The 23,859-nt window shown below is 63.4% G+C and carries 26 protein-coding genes; 18 read left to right on the forward strand and 8 right to left on the reverse strand.

Features of this window, described 5'->3' with window-relative positions; genetic code table 11:
- Nucleotides 1-116: 116 nt before the first annotated feature.
- Complete coding sequence (locus tag ACFSNN_RS00740) at nucleotides 117-662, reverse strand: hypothetical protein (protein WP_134461724.1); 546 nt, start codon at nucleotides 660-662, stop codon at nucleotides 117-119.
- Between the two features lie 131 nt (nucleotides 663-793).
- Nucleotides 794-1,582: an IclR family transcriptional regulator gene (locus tag ACFSNN_RS00745; RefSeq protein WP_134461727.1), complete on the reverse strand. Its 789-nt coding sequence runs from the start codon at nucleotides 1,580-1,582 to the stop codon at nucleotides 794-796.
- 273 nt (nucleotides 1,583-1,855) lie between these two features.
- Between ACFSNN_RS00745 and ACFSNN_RS00750 the strand changes: the two genes are divergently transcribed.
- The 9 genes from ACFSNN_RS00750 to ACFSNN_RS00790 all read left to right on the forward strand — a co-directional run bounded on the left by ACFSNN_RS00750 (nucleotide 1,856) and on the right by ACFSNN_RS00790 (nucleotide 10,885).
- Nucleotides 1,856-2,905 carry a sugar ABC transporter substrate-binding protein gene (locus ACFSNN_RS00750; protein WP_134461730.1) on the forward strand — a complete coding sequence of 350 codons (1,050 nt, stop codon included), beginning with the start codon at nucleotides 1,856-1,858 and terminating at the stop codon, nucleotides 2,903-2,905.
- Between the two features lie 8 nt (nucleotides 2,906-2,913).
- Nucleotides 2,914-4,434, forward strand: a complete 1,521-nt coding sequence (locus ACFSNN_RS00755; protein WP_134461733.1) for a sugar ABC transporter ATP-binding protein — start codon at nucleotides 2,914-2,916, stop codon at nucleotides 4,432-4,434.
- The gene (locus tag ACFSNN_RS00760) at nucleotides 4,424-5,479 is read left to right on the forward strand and encodes an ABC transporter permease (RefSeq protein WP_134461736.1); all 1,056 of its coding nucleotides are present in this window, start codon (nucleotides 4,424-4,426) and stop codon (nucleotides 5,477-5,479) included. The genes ACFSNN_RS00755 and ACFSNN_RS00760 overlap by 11 nt, the downstream gene beginning before the upstream one ends.
- Nucleotides 5,480-5,504: 25 nt before the next feature.
- Nucleotides 5,505-5,837, forward strand: coding sequence for a UxaA family hydrolase (locus ACFSNN_RS00765; RefSeq protein ID WP_208949552.1), 333 nt, complete (start codon nucleotides 5,505-5,507; stop codon nucleotides 5,835-5,837).
- 42 nt (nucleotides 5,838-5,879) lie between these two features.
- The gene (locus ACFSNN_RS00770; protein ID WP_134461739.1) at nucleotides 5,880-7,199 is read left to right on the forward strand and encodes a UxaA family hydrolase; all 1,320 of its coding nucleotides are present in this window, start codon (nucleotides 5,880-5,882) and stop codon (nucleotides 7,197-7,199) included.
- Nucleotides 7,200-7,303: 104 nt separating this feature from the next.
- A complete protein-coding gene (locus tag ACFSNN_RS00775) occupies nucleotides 7,304-8,344 on the forward strand; it encodes an aldo/keto reductase (protein ID WP_134461742.1) in 1,041 nt (346 codons plus the stop codon).
- Nucleotides 8,345-8,351: 7 nt separating this feature from the next.
- Nucleotides 8,352-9,182 (forward strand): amidohydrolase family protein, encoded by an 831-nt coding sequence (locus ACFSNN_RS00780; RefSeq protein ID WP_134461745.1) that lies wholly within the window; start codon nucleotides 8,352-8,354, stop codon nucleotides 9,180-9,182.
- Nucleotides 9,183-9,226: 44 nt separating this feature from the next.
- Entirely contained in the window at nucleotides 9,227-9,970 is a 744-nt protein-coding gene (locus tag ACFSNN_RS00785) for an SDR family oxidoreductase (protein ID WP_134461748.1), read from the forward strand.
- 66 nt (nucleotides 9,971-10,036) lie between these two features.
- Entirely contained in the window at nucleotides 10,037-10,885 is an 849-nt protein-coding gene (locus ACFSNN_RS00790) for an ureidoglycolate lyase (RefSeq protein WP_134461751.1), read from the forward strand.
- Between the two features lie 105 nt (nucleotides 10,886-10,990).
- Here the strand turns inward: ACFSNN_RS00790 and ACFSNN_RS00795 are convergent, their stop codons facing one another.
- From ACFSNN_RS00795 to ACFSNN_RS00805, 3 genes are all read right to left on the reverse strand, one after another.
- The gene (locus tag ACFSNN_RS00795; RefSeq protein ID WP_134461754.1) at nucleotides 10,991-12,346 is read right to left on the reverse strand and encodes a pyridoxal phosphate-dependent decarboxylase family protein; all 1,356 of its coding nucleotides are present in this window, start codon (nucleotides 12,344-12,346) and stop codon (nucleotides 10,991-10,993) included.
- Nucleotides 12,347-12,404: 58 nt separating this feature from the next.
- On the reverse strand, nucleotides 12,405-12,707 hold the full coding sequence (locus tag ACFSNN_RS00800) for an ArsR/SmtB family transcription factor (RefSeq protein ID WP_134461756.1): 303 nt from the start codon (nucleotides 12,705-12,707) through the stop codon (nucleotides 12,405-12,407).
- Between the two features lie 120 nt (nucleotides 12,708-12,827).
- Complete coding sequence (locus ACFSNN_RS00805) at nucleotides 12,828-13,262, reverse strand: PaaI family thioesterase (RefSeq protein ID WP_134461759.1); 435 nt, start codon at nucleotides 13,260-13,262, stop codon at nucleotides 12,828-12,830.
- 269 nt (nucleotides 13,263-13,531) lie between these two features.
- Between ACFSNN_RS00805 and ACFSNN_RS00810 the strand changes: the two genes are divergently transcribed.
- Nucleotides 13,532-15,154 (forward strand): methyl-accepting chemotaxis protein, encoded by a 1,623-nt coding sequence (locus ACFSNN_RS00810; RefSeq protein WP_134461762.1) that lies wholly within the window; start codon nucleotides 13,532-13,534, stop codon nucleotides 15,152-15,154.
- Nucleotides 15,155-15,266: 112 nt separating this feature from the next.
- Here the strand turns inward: ACFSNN_RS00810 and ACFSNN_RS00815 are convergent, their stop codons facing one another.
- Nucleotides 15,267-15,470: a cold-shock protein gene (locus ACFSNN_RS00815; protein ID WP_007178724.1), complete on the reverse strand. Its 204-nt coding sequence runs from the start codon at nucleotides 15,468-15,470 to the stop codon at nucleotides 15,267-15,269.
- A gap of 218 nt (nucleotides 15,471-15,688) precedes the next feature.
- Here ACFSNN_RS00815 and ACFSNN_RS00820 point away from each other — a divergent pair, with 218 nt between their 5' ends.
- A complete protein-coding gene (locus ACFSNN_RS00820) occupies nucleotides 15,689-15,964 on the forward strand; it encodes a hypothetical protein (protein ID WP_012428697.1) in 276 nt (91 codons plus the stop codon).
- A 103-nt stretch (nucleotides 15,965-16,067) separates the two neighbouring features.
- Here ACFSNN_RS00820 and ACFSNN_RS00825 read toward each other — a convergent pair whose 3' ends face one another.
- Both ACFSNN_RS00825 and ACFSNN_RS00830 read right to left on the reverse strand, forming a co-directional pair.
- A complete protein-coding gene (locus tag ACFSNN_RS00825) occupies nucleotides 16,068-16,391 on the reverse strand; it encodes an HNH endonuclease (RefSeq protein WP_134461765.1) in 324 nt (107 codons plus the stop codon).
- 63 nt (nucleotides 16,392-16,454) lie between these two features.
- A complete protein-coding gene (locus ACFSNN_RS00830) occupies nucleotides 16,455-17,564 on the reverse strand; it encodes an AGE family epimerase/isomerase (protein WP_134461768.1) in 1,110 nt (369 codons plus the stop codon).
- Between the two features lie 280 nt (nucleotides 17,565-17,844).
- Here ACFSNN_RS00830 and ACFSNN_RS00835 point away from each other — a divergent pair, with 280 nt between their 5' ends.
- From ACFSNN_RS00835 to ACFSNN_RS00865, 7 genes are all read left to right on the forward strand, one after another.
- Entirely contained in the window at nucleotides 17,845-18,531 is a 687-nt protein-coding gene (locus tag ACFSNN_RS00835) for an MgtC/SapB family protein (RefSeq protein ID WP_134461770.1), read from the forward strand.
- A gap of 131 nt (nucleotides 18,532-18,662) precedes the next feature.
- Nucleotides 18,663-20,078, forward strand: a complete 1,416-nt coding sequence (locus ACFSNN_RS00840) for a hypothetical protein (protein WP_134461773.1) — start codon at nucleotides 18,663-18,665, stop codon at nucleotides 20,076-20,078.
- Nucleotides 20,079-20,526: 448 nt separating this feature from the next.
- Complete coding sequence (locus tag ACFSNN_RS00845; protein WP_166799330.1) at nucleotides 20,527-20,685, forward strand: hypothetical protein; 159 nt, start codon at nucleotides 20,527-20,529, stop codon at nucleotides 20,683-20,685.
- A gap of 444 nt (nucleotides 20,686-21,129) precedes the next feature.
- Nucleotides 21,130-21,429: a hypothetical protein gene (locus ACFSNN_RS00850; protein ID WP_134461775.1), complete on the forward strand. Its 300-nt coding sequence runs from the start codon at nucleotides 21,130-21,132 to the stop codon at nucleotides 21,427-21,429.
- Between the two features lie 115 nt (nucleotides 21,430-21,544).
- On the forward strand, nucleotides 21,545-22,498 hold the full coding sequence (locus tag ACFSNN_RS00855; RefSeq protein WP_208949553.1) for a 3-hydroxyacyl-CoA dehydrogenase family protein: 954 nt from the start codon (nucleotides 21,545-21,547) through the stop codon (nucleotides 22,496-22,498).
- A gap of 130 nt (nucleotides 22,499-22,628) precedes the next feature.
- Nucleotides 22,629-23,240, forward strand: a complete 612-nt coding sequence (locus ACFSNN_RS00860; protein WP_134461781.1) for a flavin reductase family protein — start codon at nucleotides 22,629-22,631, stop codon at nucleotides 23,238-23,240.
- Nucleotides 23,241-23,421: 181 nt separating this feature from the next.
- Complete coding sequence (locus tag ACFSNN_RS00865) at nucleotides 23,422-23,856, forward strand: cupin domain-containing protein (protein WP_134461784.1); 435 nt, start codon at nucleotides 23,422-23,424, stop codon at nucleotides 23,854-23,856.
- Nucleotides 23,857-23,859 lie beyond the last annotated feature (3 nt).

Consider the following 23,859-nt stretch of genomic DNA (forward strand, 5'->3'; position numbering starts at 1 on the left):
GCCCAACGCGCTGAATTGAATGGATCACAGCACCCAATGCGTTCGAGGCGGTGATCAACGCGACGAGAGGCGCTGAAGGCCTCGCGCCGCGAGAAACCAGATGGCGGCGAACGACCTCAAGCCGCCAGCTTGGCCGCAGCCTCATCGACTTGCGACCGCGTCACCGCCAACTCCTCAAGCCACGCATCCCCGTAAACTGCTCCCGTCTCGCGCTCCAACCGCGCAATCGTCGCCGCACAACGGCCCGCATCCTTCGGCGTCGCGATAAACGACTTCACCGACTCACCCGCCTTGAACGCGTCGAACAACGGCACGCGAATATCGTCCGGCAGCGCGCGCGTCGTCCACTGATACGGCTTGCCGTTGAACGTGAATTGCGGCGGCAGCACGCGCTCTTTTTTCGCGGCCGGAATCAGGCCATACGTGCGCGCGGCGTCGCCGATCTGCTCCGGTGAAAACAGTTCGTCCGGGCTGATGTCGAATTGCTGAATGAACGTCTCGATGCTTTGCATCGCCGCCGCGCGGTCGTCGCGGCGCTTTTGCGCATGAGCGACGATGTCGCGCAGTTCGTCGGCTTCTTCAGGCGTGATCGTGAAGCTCGACTGCTTCTGCTGGAGTTCGGAAAAACGCTGGAATTCGGAATCGGTCAGAAGTTTCGCCATTGCTTATCGATGAGCGCGCATGAGCGAACCCATGCGGCGTGATTTTTGAGAGGGTCGCCATTCTAAACCATGTGCGAGAGCGGCCCGTTTTCGGCGGATCGCCGCTCAGGTTCGACCCGCCGCATCACGCGCTAGGCGGCGTTCTCGTGAAACATCGACAGCGCCTGAACCGTCTCGCGCAGCAGCGCGGTGGCGGCTTCGAGCGTCGGCGCGACGTATTCGTCGATGCGCCGCAGATACGGACAGGTGAGGACCGCGATCGCCTGGCCGGATGGACCCTGAATCGGAAACGTGAGGTCGGTCACGCCGAACGTCTGCTGACTGTCCTTCTGCGAAAAACCTGCCGCGCGAATCCGCTCGCAGGCCTGTTCGAGCGCGTCACGATCGATCGTGACCTCGCCCTTCACCTTGGTGTGTTCAGCCAGCATCTGTTCACGCTGCTCGATGCTTTGAAACGCGAGCATCACGCGCCCTGAACCCGTGTCGATCAGGCCGACACGCGAACCGAGCCGCACCGACATGCCCCACGTACCCGGACCATCCACTTGCGCGATCACCAACAGGTTGCCTCGGTCGTACACCACGAGGTGACACGATTGTTCGGCAGCATCGGCAAAGCGCTGCATGAGCGGCAGCGCTTCGGAGATCAAACGGTTCATCGGCGGATGACGGTGCGCGAGCGCATACAGCTTGAGGCTGAGCGAATAGCGGTCTCCCCCCGCCGAGCGCACCACGTACTGACGCGCGACCAGCCGTTCGAGCATGCGGTACATCTCGCTCGCGTTGCGTCCGAGCAGTTTGGTGATTTCAGCGCGCGTCAGTCCTTCCTTCTGCTCGGCGAGTAGTTCGAGGATGTCGAGGCCTTTGTCGAGCGCCGGGGCGCGGTAGCGGTCGGCGTCGTCTTTGTCGTCTGCGTCCATCGTGAGGGAGGTTCGTTGGGCTGTTCTCATTATGTGGCGCGTGAGTGTACGTGCGGGACGAATCTCGCGGAGATGGCGCACGTCCAGGGAAAATACGGACGGTCGGCGCAGTGTATATTCCTTGACTTCGAAAAGTCCATATATGAATAATACGTTCATTGGTGAATGAATGCCGCCAATCCTCGACAAGACTCGAATAAGAAAAGCGCAGGACGAAGTGCCGAGCTCAGAGCCGGTTCATGCAGTTCCCACAACGCATATCTGGAGACAACCATGTCGTTCGCGAAAGGGCCGCTCACGGCCCGCCGTTTGTTCCGCACTTCGCTCTCCGTCACGGCAGCCGCTGCGTGCCTGGCCGGCCTCGCCGTAACGGGCGCCGCGCAAGCCGCCGACTCCGGCAAGATCGGCCTCGGTCTGCCGCTGCTGACGTCGCCGTTCTGGCAGTCGTACAACAACTATCTGCCCAAGTACGCGAAAGAGAGCGGCCTCGATATCCTCGCGCCTGTCAACTCGAACGGCGATCCGGTCCAGCAGATCACGGACATGAACAACCTGCTGAACCTCGGTGCGAAGGGCATCGTGGTCGGCCCGCTGGATTCGGCGGCAATCAGCCGCGCGCTCGACGCCGCCGCCGCGAAGAACGTGCCGGTCGTCGCTGTGGACGTCGCGCCGACGCAAGGCAAAGTCGCGATGGTGGTGCGCGCCGACAACCACGCGTACGGCGAGAAGGCGTGCAAATACATCGGCGATCATGTGAAGTCGGGCAAGGTCGTGCAGATCATGGGCGACCTGGCATCCGTCAACGGGCGCGATCGCTCGGAAGCGTTCCGCACCTGCATGAAGGGTTATCCCGGCGTATCGGTACTGGAAATTCCCGCGGCCTGGAAGGGTGACGTCGCGGCCACCGCGCTCGACAGTCTGCTGACCGCGAATCCCGACGTGAAGGCCATCTACATGCAGGCAGGTGGCGTTTATCTGTCACCCACGCTGCAAACCTTGCGTCGCAAGCAGATGCTGTTCCCCGCCGGCGATGCGAAGCATGTCGTGATCGTCAGCAATGACGGCATTCCTCAGGAGTTCGACGCGATCCGCCGCGGCGATATCGACGCGACCGTGTCGCAGCCCGCCGATTCGTACGCGAAATACGGGCTGTTCTATATCAAGGCGGCGTTGGCTGGTCAGACCTTCAAGCCGGGCCCGACCGATCACGGCAGCAACATCATCCAGCTGGCGCCGGGCATTCTGGAAGACCAATTGCCCGCGCCGCTCGTCACGAAGTCGAACGTCGACGACAAAGCCTTGTGGGGTAATACCGTTAAATGAACGGTCAAATGAGCGAACTCACGTCCTCCGTGCCCGTGGTCGAAGCGCTCGAGGTCACCAAACGCTTCGGCTCGACGGCCGCGCTGAACGACGTGAGCATTCGCGTCATGCCCGGCGAGTCGCATGCGCTCGTCGGGCGCAACGGCGCGGGTAAATCGACTCTGGTGTCGATTCTCACCGGCCTGCGCAAGCCCGACACCGGCGAGGTGCGCTTCAGCGGCGCGGCCGCGCCGTCGATTGCGGATCGCGACGCATGGCGCGAGCGCGTGGCATGCGTCTATCAACATTCGACGATCATCCGCGATCTGAGCGTCGCGGAGAATCTGTTCATCAACCGGCAGCCGTTGCGCGGCGGCGTGATCGATTGGCAAGCCATGCGGCGCGACGCGCGCGCCTTGCTCGATCACTGGAAGATCGACGTGCGCGAAGATGCCCGCGCCGGCGACCTTTCGGTGGAAGCGCGGCAACTGGTGGAGATTGCGCGCGCACTGTCGTACGGCGCGCGCTTCATCATTCTCGACGAACCGACCGCGCAGCTCGACGGCGACGAGATCAAGCGCCTGTTCCGCCGTATCAGCGAGTTGCAGCGCGAGGGCGTGACGTTCCTCTTCATCTCGCATCATCTTCAGGAAGTCTATGAAATCTGCCAGGCCGTGACGGTGTTGCGCGACGCGCGGCATATCGTCAGCGCGCCGGTTTCCGCCTTGCCGCGCGAGCAGCTGATCGAAGCGATGACCGGCGAACGCGGTGGGCTCGCCGTCGCGGATGCGGCAGCACGTGGCGCATTGCCCGCCGATACGGCGGTCGCGCTGGAACTCAAGGAACTGGCGGGCGCCGATTACGAAGGCGTGTCGTTCACCGTCAAGCGTGGCGAAGTGGTCGGCTTGACTGGCGCGACGAGCAGCGGCCGCACGAGCGTGGCCGAAGCGATTGCGGGCCTGCGCGCGGCCAAACGCGGCACGATCAGCGTGGACGGCGCAATCCTGCCGCCCGGCGATGTGCCCGCGGCGCTTGCGCACGGCATCGGCTGCGTGCCGAAGGATCGGCATCACGAAGGGCTGGTGCTCACGCAATCGGTCGCGGAAAACGCGTCCATGACGATCGCCCGTTTGCTCGGCAAATTCGGCATCGCGCCGCCCGCGAAAAAGAATGCCTTCGGCCAGAAGATGATCGACGCGCTCGGCATCGTCGCGCAAGGTCCGGAGCATGTCGTGTCGGGTCTGTCCGGCGGCAATCAGCAGAAGGTGGTGATGGCACGCGCACTCGCGACCAATCCCAATGTGCTCGTGCTGATCGATCCCACCGCTGGCGTCGACGTGAAATCGAAGGAAGCGTTGCTCTCCGTGGTGGATCGCGTGCGCGAGGAGGGCAAGGCCGTGCTGGTCGTGTCCGGCGAACTCGACGATCTGCGCACCTGTGACCGCGTGCTGGTCATGTTCCGTGGCCGTGTCGCGGCCGAATTTCCCGCGGGTTGGCAGGACCACGACCTGATCGCATCCGTTGAAGGAGTCAGTCTTCATGAAGAATAGTGTGCCCAGTCCCGCTTTCGGCGCCGCGCAAGCTCAGGCTCAGCCGCAGTTTGCCGCGCCTGCCTCGCGCGGCAAACGCGCGCGCTCCGAACTCGCGCGCCTGCGCGAGCTGGCGTTGCTGCCCGCGCTCGCTTTGCTGATCGTGATCGGCGCGTTTGTCAGCCCAAGCTTTCTGACCAAGGCGAATCTCATCAGCGTGCTGGGCGCGTCGGCGGCATTGGCGCTCGTCGTGCTTGCCGAATCGCTGATCGTGCTGACCGGCAAATTCGACTTGTCGCTCGAATCGACGGTCGGCATCGCGCCGGCTGTCGGCGCAATGCTCGTGATGCCGGCGGCGTCCGCGGGCTTCGGCATGCAATGGCCGGCAGCCGTCGGCTTGCTCGCCATCGTGGTGGTCGGCGCGGTGATTGGGTTCATCAACGGCTTTCTCGTGGTGCGCTTGCGGCTCAATGCGTTCATCGTGACGCTGGCCATGCTGATCGTGTTGCGCGGCATGCTGGTCGGCGCGACCAAGGGCGGCACGCTGTTCGACATGCCGTCGTCGTTCTTCGCGCTCGCGACCACCATCGTGCTCGGCTTGCCTTTGTCCGTGTGGCTCGCGGCGGTGGCGTTCGCGATCGCGGCCTTCATGTTGCGTTACCACCGGCTGGGCCGCGCGTTGTACGCCATCGGCGGCAATCCGGAAGCGGCGCGCGCGGCGGGGATTCGCGTGGAGCGCATCACCTGGGGCGTATTCGTGCTCGGCAGCATCCTTGCCTCGATAGGCGGTTTGATCGTGACCGGCTATGTCGGCGCAATCAACGCGAACCAGGGCAACGGCATGATTTTCACGGTGTTCGCGGCGGCGGTGATCGGCGGCATTTCGCTCGACGGCGGCAAGGGCACCATGTTCGGCGCGCTCACCGGCGTGCTGCTGCTCGGCGTCGTGCAGAACCTGTTGACGCTTGCCCAGGTGCCGTCTTTCTGGATTCAGGCAATTTACGGCGCGATCATCCTGGGCTCGCTGATGGTGGCGCGCCTCGCGAGCGGCGAAGGGCAGAACTGATGCGCAAGCACCTCGGAGAACTCATTTGACCAGCCGCTCATTGCCGCTACAAACGGATCCACGCCTGATTCTGCTCAGCCCCGCCGACAACTGCCTGATCGCGGCGGCGCGTCTGGACTGCGGCACGCAGGTCGAGATCGAAGGCGAGCGCGTGACGCTCACCAGAACCATCGACCTTGGTCACAAGGTGGCGCGCCATGAACTCGCGAAGGACGACAAGGTGCTGCGCTACGGCGCAGTGATCGGTCACGTGACAGAAGCCGTGGCACGCGGTGCGCATCTGCATACGCACAACCTCGAAAGCGATTACCTGCCGACGTACACGCACGACGCGGGCCACGAATTCGTCCATCACTGATGTGCGCACAACGACGCGGCCTCGCGCCGCGCTGGAACGATCATGACTGACATTTCCGTAGCATCTCTGCCTGTCGCCGCGCGGCAGCCCACGCTCGAGGGCTATCTGCGTGGCGACGGCCGCAAGGGTATCCGCAATGTGGTCGCGGTGGCGTATCTGGTCGAGTGCGCGCATCACGTCGCGCGCGAGATCGTCACGCAGTTTCGCGAACCGCTCGACGCCTTCGACGATCCTTCCGCCGAGCGCGAGCCGCCCGTGCATTTGATCGGCTTTCCGGGCTGCTATCCAAACGGTTACGCGGAAAAAATGCTCGAGCGGCTCACCACGCATCCCAACGTGGGCGCGGTGTTGTTCGTGTCGCTCGGCTGCGAAAGCATGAACAAGCACTATCTGGTGGACGTAGTGCGCGCGAGCGGCCGTCCCGTCGAAGTGCTGACGATCCAGGAAAAGGGCGGCACGCGCAGCACGATTCAATATGGCGTCGACTGGATTCGCGGCGCGCGCAAGCAACTCGCCGCGCAGCAGAAAGTGCCCATGGCGCTGAGCGAACTGGTGATCGGCACGATCTGCGGCGGCTCGGACGGCACCAGCGGCATCACGGCGAATCCGGCGGTGGGCCGCGCGTTCGATCATCTGATCGACGCGGGCGCGACCTGCATCTTCGAAGAAACCGGCGAGCTGGTGGGCTGCGAATTCCACATGAAGACGCGCGCGGCGCGTCCGGCGCTCGGCGAGGAAATCGTGGCCTGCGTCGCCAAGGCGGCGCGCTATTACTCGATTCTCGGCCATGGCAGTTTTGCGGTCGGCAACGCGGACGGCGGACTCACCACGCAGGAAGAGAAATCGCTGGGCGCGTATGCGAAGAGTGGGGCATCGCCGATTGTCGGCATCATCAAGCCCGGCGATATTCCGCCGACCGGCGGCCTGTATCTGCTCGACGTGGTGCCGGACGGCGAGCCGCGTTTCGGCTTTCCCAATATCAGCGACAACGCGGAGATCGGCGAACTGATCGCCTGCGGCGCGCACGTGATTCTCTTCACGACCGGACGCGGCTCGGTGGTCGGCTCGGCGATCTCGCCGGTGATCAAGGTGTGCGCGAATCCCGCGACGTATCGCAATCTCTCCGGCGATATGGATGTCGATGCGGGCCGCATTCTCGAAGGCCGCGGCACGCTGGACGAAGTGGGCCGCGAGGTGTTCGAGCAAACGGTGGCGGTATCGCGCGGTGCCGCTTCGAAGTCGGAGACGCTTGGGCATCAGGAATTCATCCTGACGTACAAGACGTTCGAACCGGTTGGACCGGCTTGCCTGCCGTCGAGCGCGGCAGCGCAGCATCGGGTCGTCGCGATCGAGCCGCACTGAGCGGCTGCGTCCTCGCCGCGCGGCCTGGCCGCAAGCCGTCTGCACACACCGTGGGCAAACCTAGCCCATGCATGGTAAAACACGACAAATTGGAGACGCGCTCAATGACCGCAACGATCGGATCGAAGATCGGGCAACGGCGCCGTATCGGCCGTGGGCCGTTGCAGGTGACCGCTTTGGGACTCGGCACGGCGCCGCTCGGCGGCCTCTACCGCGATCTGTCCGATGAAGAAGCTCACGCCACCATCGCCGCCGCGTGGGATGCCGGCGTGCGCTACTTCGACACCGCCCCGCATTACGGCAACACGAAAGCCGAGCATCGTCTGGGCGACGCCTTGCGGCGCTACCCGCGCGCCGACTATGTGTTGTCCACCAAGGTGGGGCGCCGCTTCGTGCCGCGCACCACGCCTTTCGACGACAAGGAAGGCTGGCAAAATCCGCTCCCTTTCGAAGCGATTTACGACTACACGCACGACGGCATTCTGCGTTCGTTCGAAGATAGCCAGCAGCGCCTCGGCATCGTCGATATCGACATTCTGCTGGTGCATGACATTGGCCGTGTCACGCACGGCGACAACCATCCCCGTTACTGGCGGCAACTGACAGAAGGCGGCGGCTTTCGCGCGCTGGACGCGTTGCGCTCTTCTGGCGCGATCAAGGCCGTCGGCCTCGGTGTCAACGAAGGCGCGGCGATACTGGATGCGATGGCCGAGTTCGATATCGATTGCGCGTTGCTCGCGGGCCGTTATACGCTCCTCGAACAGACCACGCTTAACGACCTGTTGCCGGCCTGTGAAAAACGCGGCGTCAGCATCCTGTTAGGCGGCGCGTTTAATTCGGGCATTCTGGCGCGCGGTGTCGAAGGCGATCTGAAATTCAACTACGGCGAGGCGCCGCCCGAAGTGATCGAGCGCGTCGCGCGGCTGGAAGCCGTGTGCCGCACGTACGGCACACCGCTTCCAGCCGCCGCCTTGCAGTTTCCGTATGCGCATCCGGCGGTCGCCACGGTGTTGACCGGCGCGCGCAGTGCAAATGAATTGCGCGAGAACGCCGCGTCGTTCGAGCTGCCGATCCCCGCGGCCTTGTGGTCCGCGTTGCGTGACGAAGGCTTGCTCGACAGCCGCGCGCCCGCGCCAGAGGATTGATTCGACGATGCATATCGATGCTCACCAGCACTATTGGGATCCCGCTCGTGGCGATTACGAGTGGCTCACGCCGGAACTGAAAATCCTTTACCGGACGTTCGGCCCGGAGGATCTCAAGCCGTTGCGCGAACGCGCGGGCATCGAACGGACGGTGGTAGTGCAGGCGGCGCCGACCATCGACGAAACGCGTTATTTGCTGGACCTGGCGCGCCATGAGCCGTCGATTGCGGGCGTGGTCGGCTGGGTGCCGCTGTTGCTGCCTACCGCGCCACAGGTGATCGAAGCACTGTCGCACGAGCCGAAGTTCAAGGGCGTGCGGCCGATGCTGCAGGATCTGCCGGACGACACCTGGATCGCGAACCCCGATCTTGCGCCGGCAATCGAAGCGCTGATCGCACACGATCTCGCCTTCGACGCGTTGATTTACGCGCGTCACGTCGAGCCGTTCGAAACTTTCGCGATGCGCTTTCCAGCGTTGCGGATCGTCGTCGATCATGGGGCGAAGCCGCCCATTCGCTATGGACGCGCGGGCTATCAAAGCTGGGCCGACGCGATCACTCGGCTCGCGCAACTGCCGCATGTGCATTGCAAACTGTCGGGCCTCGTCACCGAGGCGTCGCCGGGTTGGACCGAGGAGACGCTGCACCCGTATGTCGAGCATCTGCTGAAGTCTTTCGGTCCGGCGCGTTTGATGTGGGGCAGCGACTGGCCCGTGCTCGATCTGAACGGCGACTATCTGCTCTGGCATTCGGTGGCGAACACCTTGCTCACGTCGTTGAGCGACGCCGAGCGCGAAGCGGTTTTCGGCGGCAACGCCGCCGCGTTTTATCGATTGTGATTTCTGGAAGAGACAAGCAACAGCCCATTCAACTGGAGTCGTAGATGACACAAAGACTGGCCGGCAAGACGGCCCTGATCACGGCGGCAGGACAAGGCATTGGACTCGCCACCGCCGAACTCTTCGCACGCGAAGGCGCGCGCGTGATCGCCACGGATATCCGCATCGACGGACTCGCCGGCAAGCCGGTCGAAGCGCGCAAGCTCGACGTGCGCGACGCCGCGGCGATCAAGGCGCTAGCGGCCGAGATCGGCGCGATCGACGTGCTGTTCAACTGCGCGGGCTTCGTGCACGCGGGCAATATTCTCGAATGCAGCGAAGAAGATTGGGACTTCGCCTTCGACCTGAACGTGAAGGCGATGTACCGCATGATCCGCGCGTTCCTGCCTGCGATGCTGGACAAAGGCGGCGGCTCGATCATCAATATGTCGTCGGCGGCGTCGAGCGTGAAGGGCGTGCCGAACCGCTTTGCGTATAGCGCTTCCAAAGCCGCGGTGATCGGGCTGACCAAGTCCGTTGCTGCGGACTTCATCACGCGTGGTGTACGCTGTAACGCGATCTGCCCGGGCACGGTGGCTTCGCCGTCGCTCGAACAGCGGATCGTCGCGCAGGCTCAGGCGCAAGGCGCGACGCTGGACGCCGTGCAGGCCGCCTTTGTCGCGCGTCAGCCGATGGGCCGCATCGGCAAGCCGGAAGAGATCGCCGCGTTGGCGCTGTATCTCGGGTCCGACGAGTCGTCGTTTACCACGGGCCACGCGCATGTGATCGACGGCGGCTGGTCGAACTGATGTACGCCGACGTATGCCGACCCAAGCTGCACCACGAACCGAACACCACTGAAAGGAAGTGCCAGGATGAAACTGCTTCGTTATGGGCCGAAGGGCCAGGAAAAGCCGGGCTTGCTCGACGCGCAAGGCAAGATTCGTGATCTGTCGAAAGTGGTCGCCGATATCGACGGCGCCGCGCTGACCGACGAAGGCCTCGCCAAACTGCGCGCGCTCGATCCGGCTTCGCTGCCGCTGGTCGAAGGCAATCCGCGCATGGGTCCGTGCGTCGGCAAGATCGGCAAGTTCATCTGCATCGGCTTGAATTACGCGGATCACGCGGCTGAATCGAATCTGCCGGTGCCCGCCGAGCCGGTCATCTTCAACAAGTGGACGAGCGCGATCAGCGGCCCGAACGACGACGTTGAAATTCCGCGCGGCTCGAAGAAAACCGATTGGGAAGTCGAACTGGGCGTGGTGATCGGCAAGCCGGCGAAATATATCGACGAAGCCAACGCGCTCGATTACGTCGCCGGCTACTGCGTGATCAACGACGTGTCGGAACGCGAATGGCAGATCGAAAAGGGCGGCACGTGGGACAAGGGCAAGGGCTTCGACACATTTGGCCCGATCGGCCCGTGGGTCGTCACGCGCGATGAAGTCGCCGATTCGCAGAACCTGAGCCTGTGGCTCGAAGTGGACGGCCACCGCTATCAGAACGGCAGCACGAAGACGATGGTGTTCGGCGTCGCGAAACTGGTTTCGTATGTGTCGCAGTGCATGAGCCTGCAACCGGGCGACGTGATTTCGACTGGCACGCCGCCGGGCGTCGGCATGGGCGTGAAGCCGAATCCGGTGTTCCTGAAGCCGGGGCAGACGATTCGCCTGGGTATTGAAGGGCTGGGCGAGCAAACGCAGAAGACGTACGCGGCGGAGTGATTCGCGCCCGCGGGCTTCGCGGGGCATGAAGAACAGCGGTTCCTGCAGCAACGGGCAGGAACCGCTTTTTTGTGTGCGCGGTGGCCGATTACACGCGGCGATGCCTCAGCGCTCGCCGTGTTCGGCGAGCAGTCGCGCGAGCAGCGCCACTAACTGATCGACGTGAGCGTCTTCAGTGCGCCACGATGACACGCTGATGCGAAACGCCGGCCGCCCTTGCCAGACAGTCTGACCGAACCACGTTTCGCCCGACGCCTGCGCCGCTTCGCGAATCGCGACCGTCTGCGCGTCGGTCTTCGCGCGTACCAGCACCTGGTTCAGCACGACGCGATTCACCACGTCGAAGCCCGCGGCACGCAGACCTTCGGCGATCCGCGCAGCCTGCGCGCAATGCCGGTCAACCATCTCCTGCACGCCGCTGCGTCCGAGCGAGCGCAGCGCTGCCCAGATCGGAATGCCGCGCGCACGGCGCGAGAACTCCAGGTTCACGTTCTTCTGCGCGTCGTGCGCGCCGGTCAGATAGACCGCGTCGCTGTTCATCGCCGATGAAAGCGCCTGCGCGTCGCGGCAGATCGCCATGGCGCCGTCGTAGGGCGTGTTGAGCCACTTGTGGCCGTCGGTGGTCCAACTGTCGGCACCGTCGATGCCATCGGTCAGCGCCCGTTTCGACGATGCCCGCGCCCACAGACCGAACGCGCCATCCACGTGAACCCACGCGCCGGCCGCCTTGGCGCGCGGAATCAGTTCCGCGAACGGATCGAACTCGCCGGTGTTCACTTCGCCGGCTTGCACGCAGAAGATCGTCATGTCGTCGAGCGACGGTAGCTGCGCGGGGTCGATGCGGCCATGCTCATCGACCGGCGCGCTGATCACATGCTTCATGCCGAAGCCGAGCACGCGCAGCGCCTTCTTCACCGTGATGTGGGCCATCTCGGAGATCACGACGCGCACAGGCGGCGCGCCGTTCAAGCCGTCGTTGTCGAAATCCCAGCCCTTGCGCGCGAGCAGCGCGCGCCGTGCCGCCGCGACGCAAACGAGCGTGCACGCCGTCGCGCTGGTGCCGAAGCCGATCGCGGATTCGCGCGGCAGATCCAGCGCGTCGAGCACCCAGCGCGCCGCGATTTTCTCCAGCGTGGCCGCGACCGGCGAGTTATCGAAGGTTGATGCGCACTGGTCCCACGCGCCCATCAGACGTTCGGCGGCCGCTGCGGCAGGCAGCACCGCGCCGATTACGAAGCCGTAGTAGCGCGGGTCATTCGACGCGACCGTGCCCGGCGAACCACTTTCGTCGAGCAGACGCAGCACGTCGGCGGGCGCGTGGCCGTGTTGCGGGAAGGCTTCGTCGAAGGCGGCGAGTTGCGCGAGCGCGGCGGCGTCCGGAAACACCCGGCGCTTGCCGATGTCGGCAAGGTAAGCGTGCGCGCGCCGGTCGGCGTCGGCAATCAGGGCAAGTTCGTTCATGTGGTTCCTTCAAGTATCGATAACGTGATGGCGCGGTAGCCCGAAGAAGGCCACGCGCCTAGAGATTGGCGAGGTCGCGGCCGAGCTTTTGCAATTCGGCGTCGATGCGCTTGTAGTAGGTGAACTTGCCGATCCGCTGCGCACGCACGAGTCCCGCATCGGCGAGGATGCGCATGTGACGCGTAGTGGTGGCGGGCGCAATGCCGAGCTTGTCGGTGATGAATGTGCAGCACACGCCGACCGCTTCGATATCGGCGTGGTCCTGATACGGGAAATGCCGCGTCGGTTCTTTCAGCCAGCGCATTACGGCGAGGCGGCTTGCGTTGGCGAGCGCGTTGATGCGGGTGAGTTCGTCTGTCATGAGGCGGTACGCCGAACGGAGCCTTGTTTCGATAACATTTCGTATATTAGCTAAATGACAAAACGTGGACAAGCGCATTCATGCCAGCGCGATGTGCTTTAGCCGACCGGCGCGATGACGTCAGCCCGCGTGTTCGTGTTCGCCGTTCTCGCCGATGCGGTTGACCGTGCCTTGTGCGACGGCAATCAGCTTTTCGCGGTTGCCTTCCATCACATACACGTTGCATTGGCAGGTCGCCTGATGCTGGCCCGCGTAGACGACCTTCGCGCGCGCGATCAGCGTGCCGTTGATGGCCGGCCGCAGGTAATTGATCTTGTATTCCCCGGTCACGACCTTCGGCCCGAGCAGCAGCGCGCCCGCGAAGGTCAGCGCATTGTCGGCGAGATAGCTGATGACGCCGCCATGCACGAAGCCGTGCTGCTGCCGCAACTCGTCGCGGATCGGCAGGCTCAGCGTGAGTTCGCTGGTGCTTGTCTGCATCAACTCTGCGCCTAACAGCATGCTGAACGGCTGGGCATGCAGTGCGCCGCGCGCCCGGTCGAGGAGGTCGGTCATTGTGATTCCTTCGGGCGTGGCCCGCGGTGGCAATCTGCACTGGCCTGCGTCGTGCAGTCCCTACCCACTCTAGGAAGCGCGCACGCACCGCGTCAAGGTGAATCGGCAATTCGTGCGGTGCATTGTTGCGCGAATTGATTGCAATAGTGACGTTGACCGATGAAAAGGGGGCGTAAGACGATCTTTGGTGGAATTGGCCTCAAGCGCGGCGGGCTGATGCCGTTAACCCTGACGTAGCTCCCGTCATTCTCTGTCTTCAGGTATTCACGATGTTCAGCAAGATCAAGGTCGCTTCCGGCCTGTTGTGTGTTCTGGCCGCGTTCTGCGTTTTCCAGCTTGTCACGGTGGGTTTGGGGTTCTGGTCGCTCACGCGCACGCATGACGACGTGGGCGATCTGTCGAACATCGCTCTGAAGCAGGTGGACGCGGTCAACGAGACGACCCAGCATTTGATGGACGCGCGCATCAACCTCTCGCGCGCCGGGACGCGCATGGTGCGCGGCGGCTCCGAGCCGGCCGATATCGTGCAGCACGCCCGCGAACAATTGACGGCCGCCGACCAGTCGTTCGCGGCCTTCATGAGCGTGCCGAAGACCGGCGACGAAAACGGCACCCGCGCCGCCGCGCTCGCCGAGCGCTACAAGAAGCTGCACGACGCGCTCGCGGAGCTGGTGCAGTTTCTGGATTCGAACAACATTCAGGCCTTCCTCGATCAGCCGACGCAGTCGTTCCAGGACGCGTACCTTGGCGAGTCGCACAACTTCGTGCAGTTCGGCAACGCTGCGAGCCGTGCGTCGCTCGACTCGATCGATACACGCATGGCGACTTTCCGTGCCGTCAGCATCGTGATCCTGGTGGCGCTGGTGGCCGGCACGTTCGCCGTGTACGCGGGGCTGCGCCGCGGCGTGGTGGCGCCGCTGGAGGAAGCGGGCCGTCACTTCGACCGGATCGCGCAAGGCCGTCTCGACCAACCTATCGCCGCGCGCGGCACCAATGAAATCGGCCGATTGTTCTCGGGCCTCGCGAAAATGCAGGCGAGCGTGGCGCGCACCGTGCAGACCGTGCGCGAATCCGCCGACTCGATCCACCTTGGCGCCGATGAAATCGCGACCGGCAACGCCGATCTGTCGGCGCGCACCGAAAACCAGGCGGCGTCGCTTGAAGAAACCGCGTCGAGCATGGAGGAGCTGACGGCTACCGTGCGCCAGAACGCCGAGCACGCCCGCGAGGCCAACGCGCTCGCCGAGACCGCGCTCGAAGCGACCTCGCGCGGCAGCGAAGTGGTCAACGAGGTGGTCGACAAGATGCGCGGCATTGCGCAGAGTTCGGACAAGATTGCCGAGATCATTTCGGTGATCGACGGCATTGCCTTCCAGACCAACATCCTCGCGCTAAATGCGGCCGTCGAAGCGGCGCGCGCAGGCGAGCAAGGACGCGGCTTCGCCGTGGTGGCGGGCGAAGTGCGCGGCCTCGCGCAGCGCAGCGCGCAATCGGCGAAGGAGATCAAAACGCTGATCAGCGAATCGGTCGCCGAGATTCAGGGCGGTTCGGCACTGGTCGAGCACGCCGGCTCGGCGATGAGCAACGTGTCCGCCTCGATTTCGCGCGTCACGCAGATGATGGCGGAGATCAGCGCGTCGTCGCTCGAGCAGAGCACGGGCATCGAGCAGGTCAATCAGGCGGTGGTGCAAATGGATGAGATGACGCAGCAGAACGCGGCGCTCGTCGAAGAAGCTGCAGCGGCGGCGGCTTCACTGCATCAGCAGACGCAGCAATTGAAGCAGGCTGTTTCTGTCTTCGAAATTTCTGAATCTGTGTTGCGGATGCAACAAATCGACGAAGCGCGAGGGCAATCGGCCGATTTTTCGTTGTCCGGTATGCGCGCAATCTAGCTCGCGAAAGCGCTCAAAAATAAAACGTCAGACAAAGAAAATGGCCCGCCGAAGCGGGCCATTTTGCATTAGACGCAAGCGCCTAAGGGTGCCTCAATGTACCTGACGGTACTTAGGCCGGCTGGATGTTCGCAGCTTGCTTGCCCTTCGGGCCTTGCTTAACTTCAAACGTCACTTTTTGGTTTTCCTGCAGGGACTTGAAGCCGCTGCCTTGAACTTCCGAAAAGTGCGCGAACAGGTCTTCGCCGCCGTCGTCCGGCGTGATGAAGCCAAAGCCCTTTGCATCGTTAAACCACTTCACAGTACCTGTTGCCATTTTTAATCCAGTAAATGTTGTGTGTTGCATTCGCGACCGCTATTTCTCAACACGAGATCGAGCGCGAAGTAGGAGTTGTATCACGTCTTAATGACGGACGCCAACCAACCAGTATTCGGGTATTCCCCCGCTCCGGTGTTTTTGAGGCCCGGCAAGCAATTGGAAGGCTGTTCCCGCGGGTAGGGTAAACTGCTCGTATTACTCTTCCAGGAAAGACATTGACACATTATTTGCAAGAAGAACTTACCTCGTTCTGGAGTCGTTTGACCCCCTATCTGGCGATATTGGAGTCTAAATCACCTCAAGAAGGCGCCCCGGACCCGGTCGGCCGTATCACTGTCGATACCGAAGACCGCCAGGCTTTCGCCCTCCACGTCACCGATCAGAAGCCGCACGGCGACACGTCGGACACTCCCACCGGGCACAGCGCAACTTATATGCGTTTTAAATCGGCCGACAGCGGTTGGAGCCCTTGGCAACGCGAAGAGTATTGATCGACCGCGCGGTCGGCTTTTGTGTGTCCCCGTCCCGTCGTGAGATCGCAGCCGGCGTTCAGCCGGTTTCGCGATCGGTCAGGTCGCTGGCCGTCTTTCGGCCTCAGCCTTTGCGCCCACTGCGGCGCGTGCGTTCGTAGAAATCATTCGGCTTGGTGCGAACCCAGCGCACAAAGGTGCGGACCGCCTCGTCGCTGAGGAGCGCCTCCACCGTTGAATAGCGCTGCGCCAGCTCGGTTTCCGTGAACAGCGCGTGAAGCTGGCGGTGGCAAATGCGGTGCAAGGCGGCGACTTCCTTGCCGCCTTTCGTTTTCGGCACCCAATGATGCAAATCGCGTTGGCTCGCCGGGATCGGCCGGCCGCAGAGCGGGCAGATTTCGTCCGCAGGCGGAGGTCGATACCAAGGTTCGGCGAGTTTTTTGGCCATGGCCGCACGAATGGCTAGCGAAGTGTCAGGCGCTTGGCCGTTGTTTGGCCTAGCCGGCGGCGTTCAGGCCGGCAACGCCGCGTAGGCGGTGGCGAGGTGATACGGCGTGGTGGACGGCATGTCGGCGCGCGCCACTTCGTCCGCTGGCGTTTTGCATTCGAACCAGCCCTGCGGCCGCAAAAATCGTTGCTGGAACAGTTCGATTTGCCGGGGCAGCGCGTCGCGCGTCGACGGTTCATCATGGCTTGCCAGCGCGCGTAGATATTCGGTTTGGGCCCAGATCCGCTGAGTCGCGTCCTTGAGCCGGCCGGTTTCGTCGAGCGAGGCGTACACGCCGCCGGTTTCCCGATCCACGCCATGTTGCTGGGCGAAGCTGAACGCACGCGGCATGGCTTCGGCGAGACCCGAATCTTCGAACACGGCGCCCGCCTGTTTCACCAGCCAGAACCATTCGAACTGATGCCCGGGTTCCAGCCGGTTGTCGTCCGCGCCGATCGGCAATTCGGCGATGCAGCCCGTGGGCGCATGCACGAAGCGCCGCGCAACCGCGCCGGCGAGACGCCGCAGCGCGGCGTCGAAAGCGTTGTCGTGCGTGGCTTCGCGAGCGGCCAGCCAGGCTTCGGTCAGGTGCATCAAAGGGTTCTGGATCGGCGTGCCCGCCACGCCGGCGAAGTCCGCGGTCAGCGCGGCGTTGAACAGATCGTCCTCGGCGGCGAAGTTCGACTGGATTAGCGCGGACGTGCGATGCACGATTTCCAGCGCGTCGCGATTGCCGGAGCGCCGGGCATACTCCGCGCACGCGAACACCACGAACGCGTGCGTGTACAGGTCCTTGGCGGTGTCGAGCGGCGCGCCTTGCGCATCCACGCTGTAGAACCATCCACCGTGGCGCGTGTCCTGAAAGGTGTGCGTCAACGAATCGAACAACACCTGCGCATGGGCTGCGTCGCCTGCTTGCGAGAACACGAACAATTGTCGCGCGCAGGCCATGGCCCGGTAACGCTCGGCGGGCAGCGGCTGATGATCTTCTGCGCTGACCGCTTCGTAGGGCAGCTTCAGTGCGGTGTTGAAACCCGGGCCGCGCCAGATCGGCAGCACCACGCCTGTGAAGTGTTCGCGCAGACCGGCAGCGAGTGCGATGGTGGAAGCGGCGGGTGGGTTCATGCTCTGCATAGTCAAATGGGGCGGACAGGGTATTTCAAAGCGAAGCGACGGCGGACGTGTTTTGTTGTGTCCGTGGCCTGAGTTTCAGCGCGGCGCGGTTGTGGGCGAACGTGTCGACGAGCGTGGATGCTACCTGTTTTGCAAACCGCCAACCGCAAAATCAGGATAGCGACAAGCCGTGCGAACCGTCTCGCGATGTGCGGCCTAGCATAAAGCAAACGGGTCACACTGGCACTGCGTCACCGGTGCGGAAACCACTTCGAATAATTTCCGATAAGGAGGAAGAACAATGCTGGGGAATCTCGAACTCATCGCCCGTTTGATGGTGGCCGCCGCGCTCGGCAGCGTCATCGGCTTCGAGCGGGAGCGGCTTTCGTGGGCCGCGGGGCTGCGCACGCATATGCTGGTGTGCGTCGGTTCGGCGCTGATCATGATTGTCTCGGCGTATGGTTTTGCGGAAGTCCTGAAAGGCGACCACGTCGTGCTGGATCCTTCGCGGATGGCCGCGCAAGTGGTGTCGGGCATCGGCTTTCTCGGCGCGGGCTCGATCCTGCTGCGCGGCGAGATCGTCCGCGGACTGACGACAGCGGCGAGCCTCTGGTCGGTGGCCGCCATCGGTCTCGCGGTCGGCGGCGGGCTGTACACGGCGGCGATCGCGGCGACCATCATCATTCTGATTATCCTGGCCGGCATCAAGCCGCTCGAACGCCGCTTCATCACGGTCAAACAACGGCGCCAACTGACGATGATCGTCGAGCGCGGCGCCATGACGTTCCACTCGCTGCACGACGAACTCGGCGCCGCGAGCCCGCGCGTCAAGCAGTTCGTGATGCAGCAAAGCGAAGACGCGCCCGAGTGCGACGAAGTGGTGATCACCTTGCATCGCGTGTCGAATACTGAATATGAGGCGATCTGCGGGCGCTTGCGGCAACTGCATGGCGTCAGGCAGTTCCGGCAGGACGACGCGACTTCCTGAAAACGAAAATCCTCGCCGAATGGCTTCGGCGGGCGCGGGCGGCCATGCGACAATGCGGTCTCGAAAAATTCCAACGGCATTGACGAGCGGTGCTCGGCGCCCGCTTTCCGGCGACGACCGCTCTTTTCTCTATGGCAGATTCCGTAGCATCCACGCAGTCCCGGCCTCAGCGCGCCGCTTCAAAGAAGCGCCGCCAGGCCACCGTCCCGACCGAAACTGAAAACAAGCTGGCGCGGGCCGCGCGCTCCGCACAACGCCTCGCGCAACTGAGCGATGCCTCCCGCGACGACAGCACGCTCGACCTGTTCCCCGACGATCCCACCCGCGCCACGCTGGAAGCGATGAATATCGACATCCGGCAAGGTACGCTGCATGGTTTCGAATTGCCTGATGTGGTGTTGGCCGCGGTCGGCGCGATCGATGGCGGTGATGGTTCGGCTGTGGACGCGCGGGCTACGCGCCGTGCGCCCCGCGTGGCTAAGGCCGATGACCAGCCGGTGCCGGTCAATGCGTTATTGAGCGGGCTCGAAATCGAGCCGCTGGTGGTGGCTTCACCGGCTGGCGAACTGGCTTCGGGCGATGCGAAACCGGCAGTGGACACGGCAGCGTCTGCCGAAGAGAAATCGGCGGCACCGGCGCGCGATGCATCGGCGCCGCTTACCCCGGCGATGGCTGCAGCAACCGTGGCGCGCAGCGTGACCGCGCTGCGCCAGGCGGCTGAACCGGATTCGACGGGCGGTGCGACGGCTGCGTCGAGCGCCGGCGGCGGCAAGGCGCCGCAGCGCTTCGCGGCGACTTTTGCCAAGGCGGCTTCGGCTTCTGGTGCGGCTTCGGTATCGGCATCGCAAGAACCGGCTGCGGCCAACGTGACGGACGCGGCGGACGAACCGGCGTCGGCACAACCGGACGCTGTCGCTGAAGAGGCGAAGCCGGGCGCAGTGCCGAACCAGCATCGGGCGCCGACAGAAGCGGCAATCGCCGCGCCGAACAGCACGGCGTCGGAGACGCCGATGGATTCGTCGGCGTCCGCGCAAGCTCACGCCGCGTCCGCTACGCCTTGGCGGGAAGCCCGGCGTGCCGAAGCGGCTGCAGCCGCGCTGCGCGCCGCGCCGGAACTCGACCGCCTGCGGGCCACCGCGTTCGCCGATACCGTCGACGCGCTGTATGGCGTGATCGCCGATCAACGCCACGCCGCGACCGATCATTCAAGACGCATGAAATGGATGCTCTCGATCGTGGTGGGCGCATTGCTGGTGACGGTCGCGATCGGCATCACGCAAACGTTGCTGCTGATGCGCCTCACGCGTGAGACGACCGCGCAGCAGCAACGCATCGAGCAGATGATGCAGAACCAGCAGGCGGCCATGGCCAGCTTGCTCGACACGCACATGGCGATGGCGACCGCAGCCGCCTCCAATACCGCTTCCGACGCGGCTGCGGCAGCGCCCGCGCCCGCCGCGCCACAGCAAGCCGTGACGGCGACGCATGCGAGGCGCGCAGCGCGAGCGCAGCATGTCCATAAGCAGAAGGCGGTTACCCCGCACTGACCATCAGGGAGCGCCGCGCCGGCGACAAGCCGGTTGCGGTGAATTCACTTTTCTACTGCTGTCCGGTGTCGGCCACCCGCAGCACAACGCCCACCGCCCGTTGCCCAGCTACCAGCGTCCGCCAACGCGACGTTGACACGTGCGCACAGCGCGGCACCAAGCGTCGTCGACGCCGCCATAATCCACCCGCACCAGGCAGCGGCGAGAGCCAAAAGTTCGTGCGCAACAGAGACCCGGTGACAAGCCCGCTACAGAGACAGACTTTTCGTGACCCTGAAAAACCAAAAACAGGGACGTTGTCATGATGCAACGCAACATATGAAAAATACCCGCGACAAAGCACCACACCGAAAAATTGCTGCATTGCACTAGCTTTTGCCTAGGGAAAACCCTATACTTCTTCTTAAGGGAAAACCCTAGCAAATGCAGTAACTAACCGGGAGTCGCCATGAGCTTCATTTTTGCATTGTTCCAAAAGGTCAGCGACCTCTTTGCGTCGCCCCATCTGCCGCTGGATTCGGACTACTCGTACGAAGCGCGTAGCCGCGAAGCAGAACGCATGCGTAGAGCACAAGCTACGTTGTTCGGCGTCAAGCTGAGCGACTAAGAGCAAAGCCGTACCGGCCCAAGCGCGGAGCAACCGCGTACGGGCGCGCAACTTGGGTGCGCATAGCATCACAATTGAAGCCACAGTTCGCGAAATGCGTACCGTGGCTTTTTGTTTTTCAGGCTCGTTTCCACCGCTCGGGCCTTGACTCCTAATATTTCCCGGCCGAAATGGATGTAACGGAGCCTGAAAGATGGCCGCCGCGCCCGCAGGGTCCAATCGTGGCGCATGGCGTTGCAGACAGGGCGGGACGGGCAAAATGCGCTCTCACCATCCGTCCCTTTCTATGAAATGTGCGCTTACAAGTGCTCACGTCTCCATGCGGTTTGCGCCGCTAAAGTTGGTTTCAAGCGTACGGCGTCCGGTTCGAGCCTGAAGTTGCAGGTCCAGGTCGATCTCGAGCACGGACGCCGGCTTGATACCAAACTCTGATGGGAGGTCACTATGAAAACCTTGAACAAGACATCGCGTTCGATCATCGCAACCCTGCTGGCAGGCGGCGCATTGCTCGCGGCCGGCAGCGCCTTCGCTCAAGAACGCGTGGTTGTCGAAAACGGTCCGGGACCGGCGGTCTACGGTCAGCCGCACATGATGCCGGTGGGCGTGTCGATCAATATCGGCTGGCACGGCGATCGTTACTATGACGGCCATCGCTATTGGGCGCACGACGAGTGGATGCGCCATCATCCGCACGACTACGATCCGCATCACCGCGACGAGCATCGCCCGCCCCCGCGCTACTAATTCGCGCGTGACGGCGCCGCACGACGCGGCGTCGGCCTGAAGTCCACAAAGCCGGTTCTTCTTCGCGGAAGACCGGCTTTGTCACGTTCGGTCTTACCAATCGGCTCGCTGCGCTATGCTTGAACGCTTTTATCGACGGCAGCGGGAGAGCGGCTTGGACAAGGCAGTGATTGGCGTAGTGGGCACGGGATTGATGGGCGTCGGCATTGCGACGCAAAGCGCTTTGCACGGACACAGGACGATCGTTCACGACGTCGATCCGGCGCGTCTCGCGAGCGTCGCGCCGAAAGCGCAAGCGGTGCTCGACGAACTGATCGACGCCAGACGCATCGACCCGACGGCCAAACAGGCGGCGCTGGCGCGCATCGAAACACATGGCGAACTCGACGTGATGGCATCGGCGCAATTCGTGATCGAGGCGATTCCCGAGGTCCTCGAACTGAAGCATCGCCTGTACGCGGCGCTGACCCGGTTGCTGGCCGACGACGCGATTCTCGCGAGCAACACCAGCGGTTTTCATCCCGATCAACTCGCCGCCCCGTTGCGCGCGAAAGACCGCTTTGTGATCGCGCATTTCTGGAATCCGCCGCACATGATCCCGCTCGTCGAAGTCGTGCCGGGCACGGCGACCGCGCCCGAAGTGACGCAGCAAACCGCTGCGCTGATGAGTGCGATCGGCATGGAGCCCGTAGTGCTAGCGAAAGCGATTCCGGGGTTCGTCGGCAACCGGTTGCAGTTCGCGGTGCTGCGCGAGGCGTTGCATATCGTGCGTTCGGGTGCGGCAACGCCGGACGTGGTCGATCGCGTGATGACGGCGTCGCTGGGTCGCCGCTGGGGGATCGTCGGACCGCTCGAAGGCGCGGACATGGGCGGCCTCGACACCTTCCTCGATATCGCATCCCATCTGATGCCGGAGCTGGCCAAAGACGAAGACGTGCTCGATCTATTGCGCGAGCAGGTCGAAGCAGGGCGTGTCGGCGTGCGCAGCGGTGCGGGTTTCCACGACTGGGACGACGCGCATCTGGAGCACGTAAAGCAAGGGCGCAAGCGTGTGATTAGTCGCGGTTGATTGACGCGAAAACAGCGAGGCTTAAAAGTGCGGTGTCACGAGAAGCCTCGCAGTCAAAGCACGCCCGGCAGCCCGCGCCGCTCTGCGGTATAAATGCCGTTTCGTCCCATCTGCAGGGCCTCCAATCTCCATGCCCCACTACTTCTACGACCCCGCCACCGGCCATGGCCTCCCGCACGATCCGTTCAAAGCCATCGTCGCGCCGCGTCTGATCGGCTGGATTTCCTCGCGCGACACCGCAGGCACATTGAACCTCGCGCCGTACAGTTTCTTCGGCGCGTTCGCCACCTTTCCGGCGATCATTGGTTTCTGTAGCGAAGGCCGTAAGGACAGCGTCGCCAACATCGAAGCCACCGGCGAGTTCGTCTGGAATCTGGCCACCAAACCGCTCGCCGAGCAGATGAACCGCTCGTCGGCGCCCGTTGCGCCGCACGTCGACGAATTCGAACTCGCCGGCCTCACTCCCGCGCCGGGCCGCAACGTGGCCGTGCCGCACGTCGCGGAATCGCCGGCTGCGCTCGAATGCAAGCTGTTGCAAGTGGTGCGGCTGCATACGCTCGACGGCACGCCGATGGACAACTATCTGTCGCTCGGGCAAGTGGTCGGCGTGCATATCAACGAGGCGTATCTGAAAGACGGCTTGTTTGACACGCACGCCGCGCAGCCGATCATGCGCGCCGGCTACCGCGCCGACTACGCGGAAATCGGCGACATGTTCCAGATGTTCCGCCCGACCGCATAGACAGCACAGCGCTTAAAACCACGTCGCGCCGCGCCAGATGGCGCGACCGACATTCACGGCATCGTCTCCGAATCGCGCCAAAGCAAAAAGGCAGCGCCCGCACGCTGGCGCGCTTGATGCTTGCAACCGACGCTCCAACGCGTCGTTTTCAACTGCCGGCTCACTCGCGAGGAGCGCGACCATGTCCACCAAATTCGCCACGCAATTCAGTCATGTCCGTCCGCAAGACACGTCCTATGAGGATCAGGGCTTACGCGACTTTTTTCTGTACCGCGACTTAGGCATCGCGCAGGCGACCGGCGGCAAGGTGCTCGCGCAACTCGTCAAAGCGAACCACGCACCAGAGCAAGGCACCGGCTGGCACCGTCATGAAGCCGATTTCCACATTGTGATCATGTTGAAGGGCTGGGCGCGCTTCATGTACGGCGACAAGGAGACGCTCGTCGCCGCCGGCGATTGCGTGCATCAGGCGCCGGGCATCGTCCACTATCTGTTCGACTACTCGGAAGACATGGAGTACATCGAAATCGTCTCGCCGGCCGATTTCAAATCGATCGAAGTCGAAGGGCCGTGCGACGTGCCGACAGTGACGCCCTGGAAGAGCGTTGCGGCTTAGCGA

The organism is Paraburkholderia dipogonis (genome assembly GCF_042680985.1).
GTDB classification, from domain to species: Bacteria; Pseudomonadota; Gammaproteobacteria; order Burkholderiales; family Burkholderiaceae; genus Paraburkholderia; species Paraburkholderia phytofirmans.

What these genes read in the sequence shown, in the direction of transcription:
- ACFSNN_RS00760 (WP_134461736.1), top strand. Translation starts at nt 4,424, where the DNA reads ATGAAGAATAGTGTGCCCAGTCCCGCTTTCGGCGCCGCGCAAGCTCAG.
- ACFSNN_RS00800 (WP_134461756.1), bottom strand. Translation starts at nt 12,707, where the DNA reads ATGACAGACGAACTCACCCGCATCAACGCGCTCGCCAACGCAAGCCGC.
- ACFSNN_RS00770 (WP_134461739.1), top strand. Translation starts at nt 5,880, where the DNA reads ATGACTGACATTTCCGTAGCATCTCTGCCTGTCGCCGCGCGGCAGCCC.
- ACFSNN_RS00745 (WP_134461727.1), bottom strand. Translation starts at nt 1,582, where the DNA reads ATGGACGCAGACGACAAAGACGACGCCGACCGCTACCGCGCCCCGGCG.
- ACFSNN_RS00785 (WP_134461748.1), top strand. Translation starts at nt 9,227, where the DNA reads ATGACACAAAGACTGGCCGGCAAGACGGCCCTGATCACGGCGGCAGGA.
- ACFSNN_RS00830 (WP_134461768.1), bottom strand. Translation starts at nt 17,564, where the DNA reads ATGCAGAGCATGAACCCACCCGCCGCTTCCACCATCGCACTCGCTGCC.
- ACFSNN_RS00780 (WP_134461745.1), top strand. Translation starts at nt 8,352, where the DNA reads ATGCATATCGATGCTCACCAGCACTATTGGGATCCCGCTCGTGGCGAT.
- ACFSNN_RS00850 (WP_134461775.1), top strand. Translation starts at nt 21,130, where the DNA reads ATGAAAACCTTGAACAAGACATCGCGTTCGATCATCGCAACCCTGCTG.
- ACFSNN_RS00775 (WP_134461742.1), top strand. Translation starts at nt 7,304, where the DNA reads ATGACCGCAACGATCGGATCGAAGATCGGGCAACGGCGCCGTATCGGC.
- ACFSNN_RS00825 (WP_134461765.1), bottom strand. Translation starts at nt 16,391, where the DNA reads ATGGCCAAAAAACTCGCCGAACCTTGGTATCGACCTCCGCCTGCGGAC.
- ACFSNN_RS00750 (WP_134461730.1), top strand. Translation starts at nt 1,856, where the DNA reads ATGTCGTTCGCGAAAGGGCCGCTCACGGCCCGCCGTTTGTTCCGCACT.
- ACFSNN_RS00755 (WP_134461733.1), top strand. Translation starts at nt 2,914, where the DNA reads ATGAGCGAACTCACGTCCTCCGTGCCCGTGGTCGAAGCGCTCGAGGTC.
- ACFSNN_RS00815 (WP_007178724.1), bottom strand. Translation starts at nt 15,470, where the DNA reads ATGGCAACAGGTACTGTGAAGTGGTTTAACGATGCAAAGGGCTTTGGC.
- ACFSNN_RS00790 (WP_134461751.1), top strand. Translation starts at nt 10,037, where the DNA reads ATGAAACTGCTTCGTTATGGGCCGAAGGGCCAGGAAAAGCCGGGCTTG.
- ACFSNN_RS00845 (WP_166799330.1), top strand. Translation starts at nt 20,527, where the DNA reads ATGAGCTTCATTTTTGCATTGTTCCAAAAGGTCAGCGACCTCTTTGCG.
- ACFSNN_RS00835 (WP_134461770.1), top strand. Translation starts at nt 17,845, where the DNA reads ATGCTGGGGAATCTCGAACTCATCGCCCGTTTGATGGTGGCCGCCGCG.
- ACFSNN_RS00740 (WP_134461724.1), bottom strand. Translation starts at nt 662, where the DNA reads ATGGCGAAACTTCTGACCGATTCCGAATTCCAGCGTTTTTCCGAACTC.
- ACFSNN_RS00840 (WP_134461773.1), top strand. Translation starts at nt 18,663, where the DNA reads ATGGCAGATTCCGTAGCATCCACGCAGTCCCGGCCTCAGCGCGCCGCT.
- ACFSNN_RS00855 (WP_208949553.1), top strand. Translation starts at nt 21,545, where the DNA reads ATGCTTGAACGCTTTTATCGACGGCAGCGGGAGAGCGGCTTGGACAAG.
- ACFSNN_RS00795 (WP_134461754.1), bottom strand. Translation starts at nt 12,346, where the DNA reads ATGAACGAACTTGCCCTGATTGCCGACGCCGACCGGCGCGCGCACGCT.
- ACFSNN_RS00865 (WP_134461784.1), top strand. Translation starts at nt 23,422, where the DNA reads ATGTCCACCAAATTCGCCACGCAATTCAGTCATGTCCGTCCGCAAGAC.
- ACFSNN_RS00805 (WP_134461759.1), bottom strand. Translation starts at nt 13,262, where the DNA reads ATGACCGACCTCCTCGACCGGGCGCGCGGCGCACTGCATGCCCAGCCG.
- ACFSNN_RS00860 (WP_134461781.1), top strand. Translation starts at nt 22,629, where the DNA reads ATGCCCCACTACTTCTACGACCCCGCCACCGGCCATGGCCTCCCGCAC.
- ACFSNN_RS00810 (WP_134461762.1), top strand. Translation starts at nt 13,532, where the DNA reads ATGTTCAGCAAGATCAAGGTCGCTTCCGGCCTGTTGTGTGTTCTGGCC.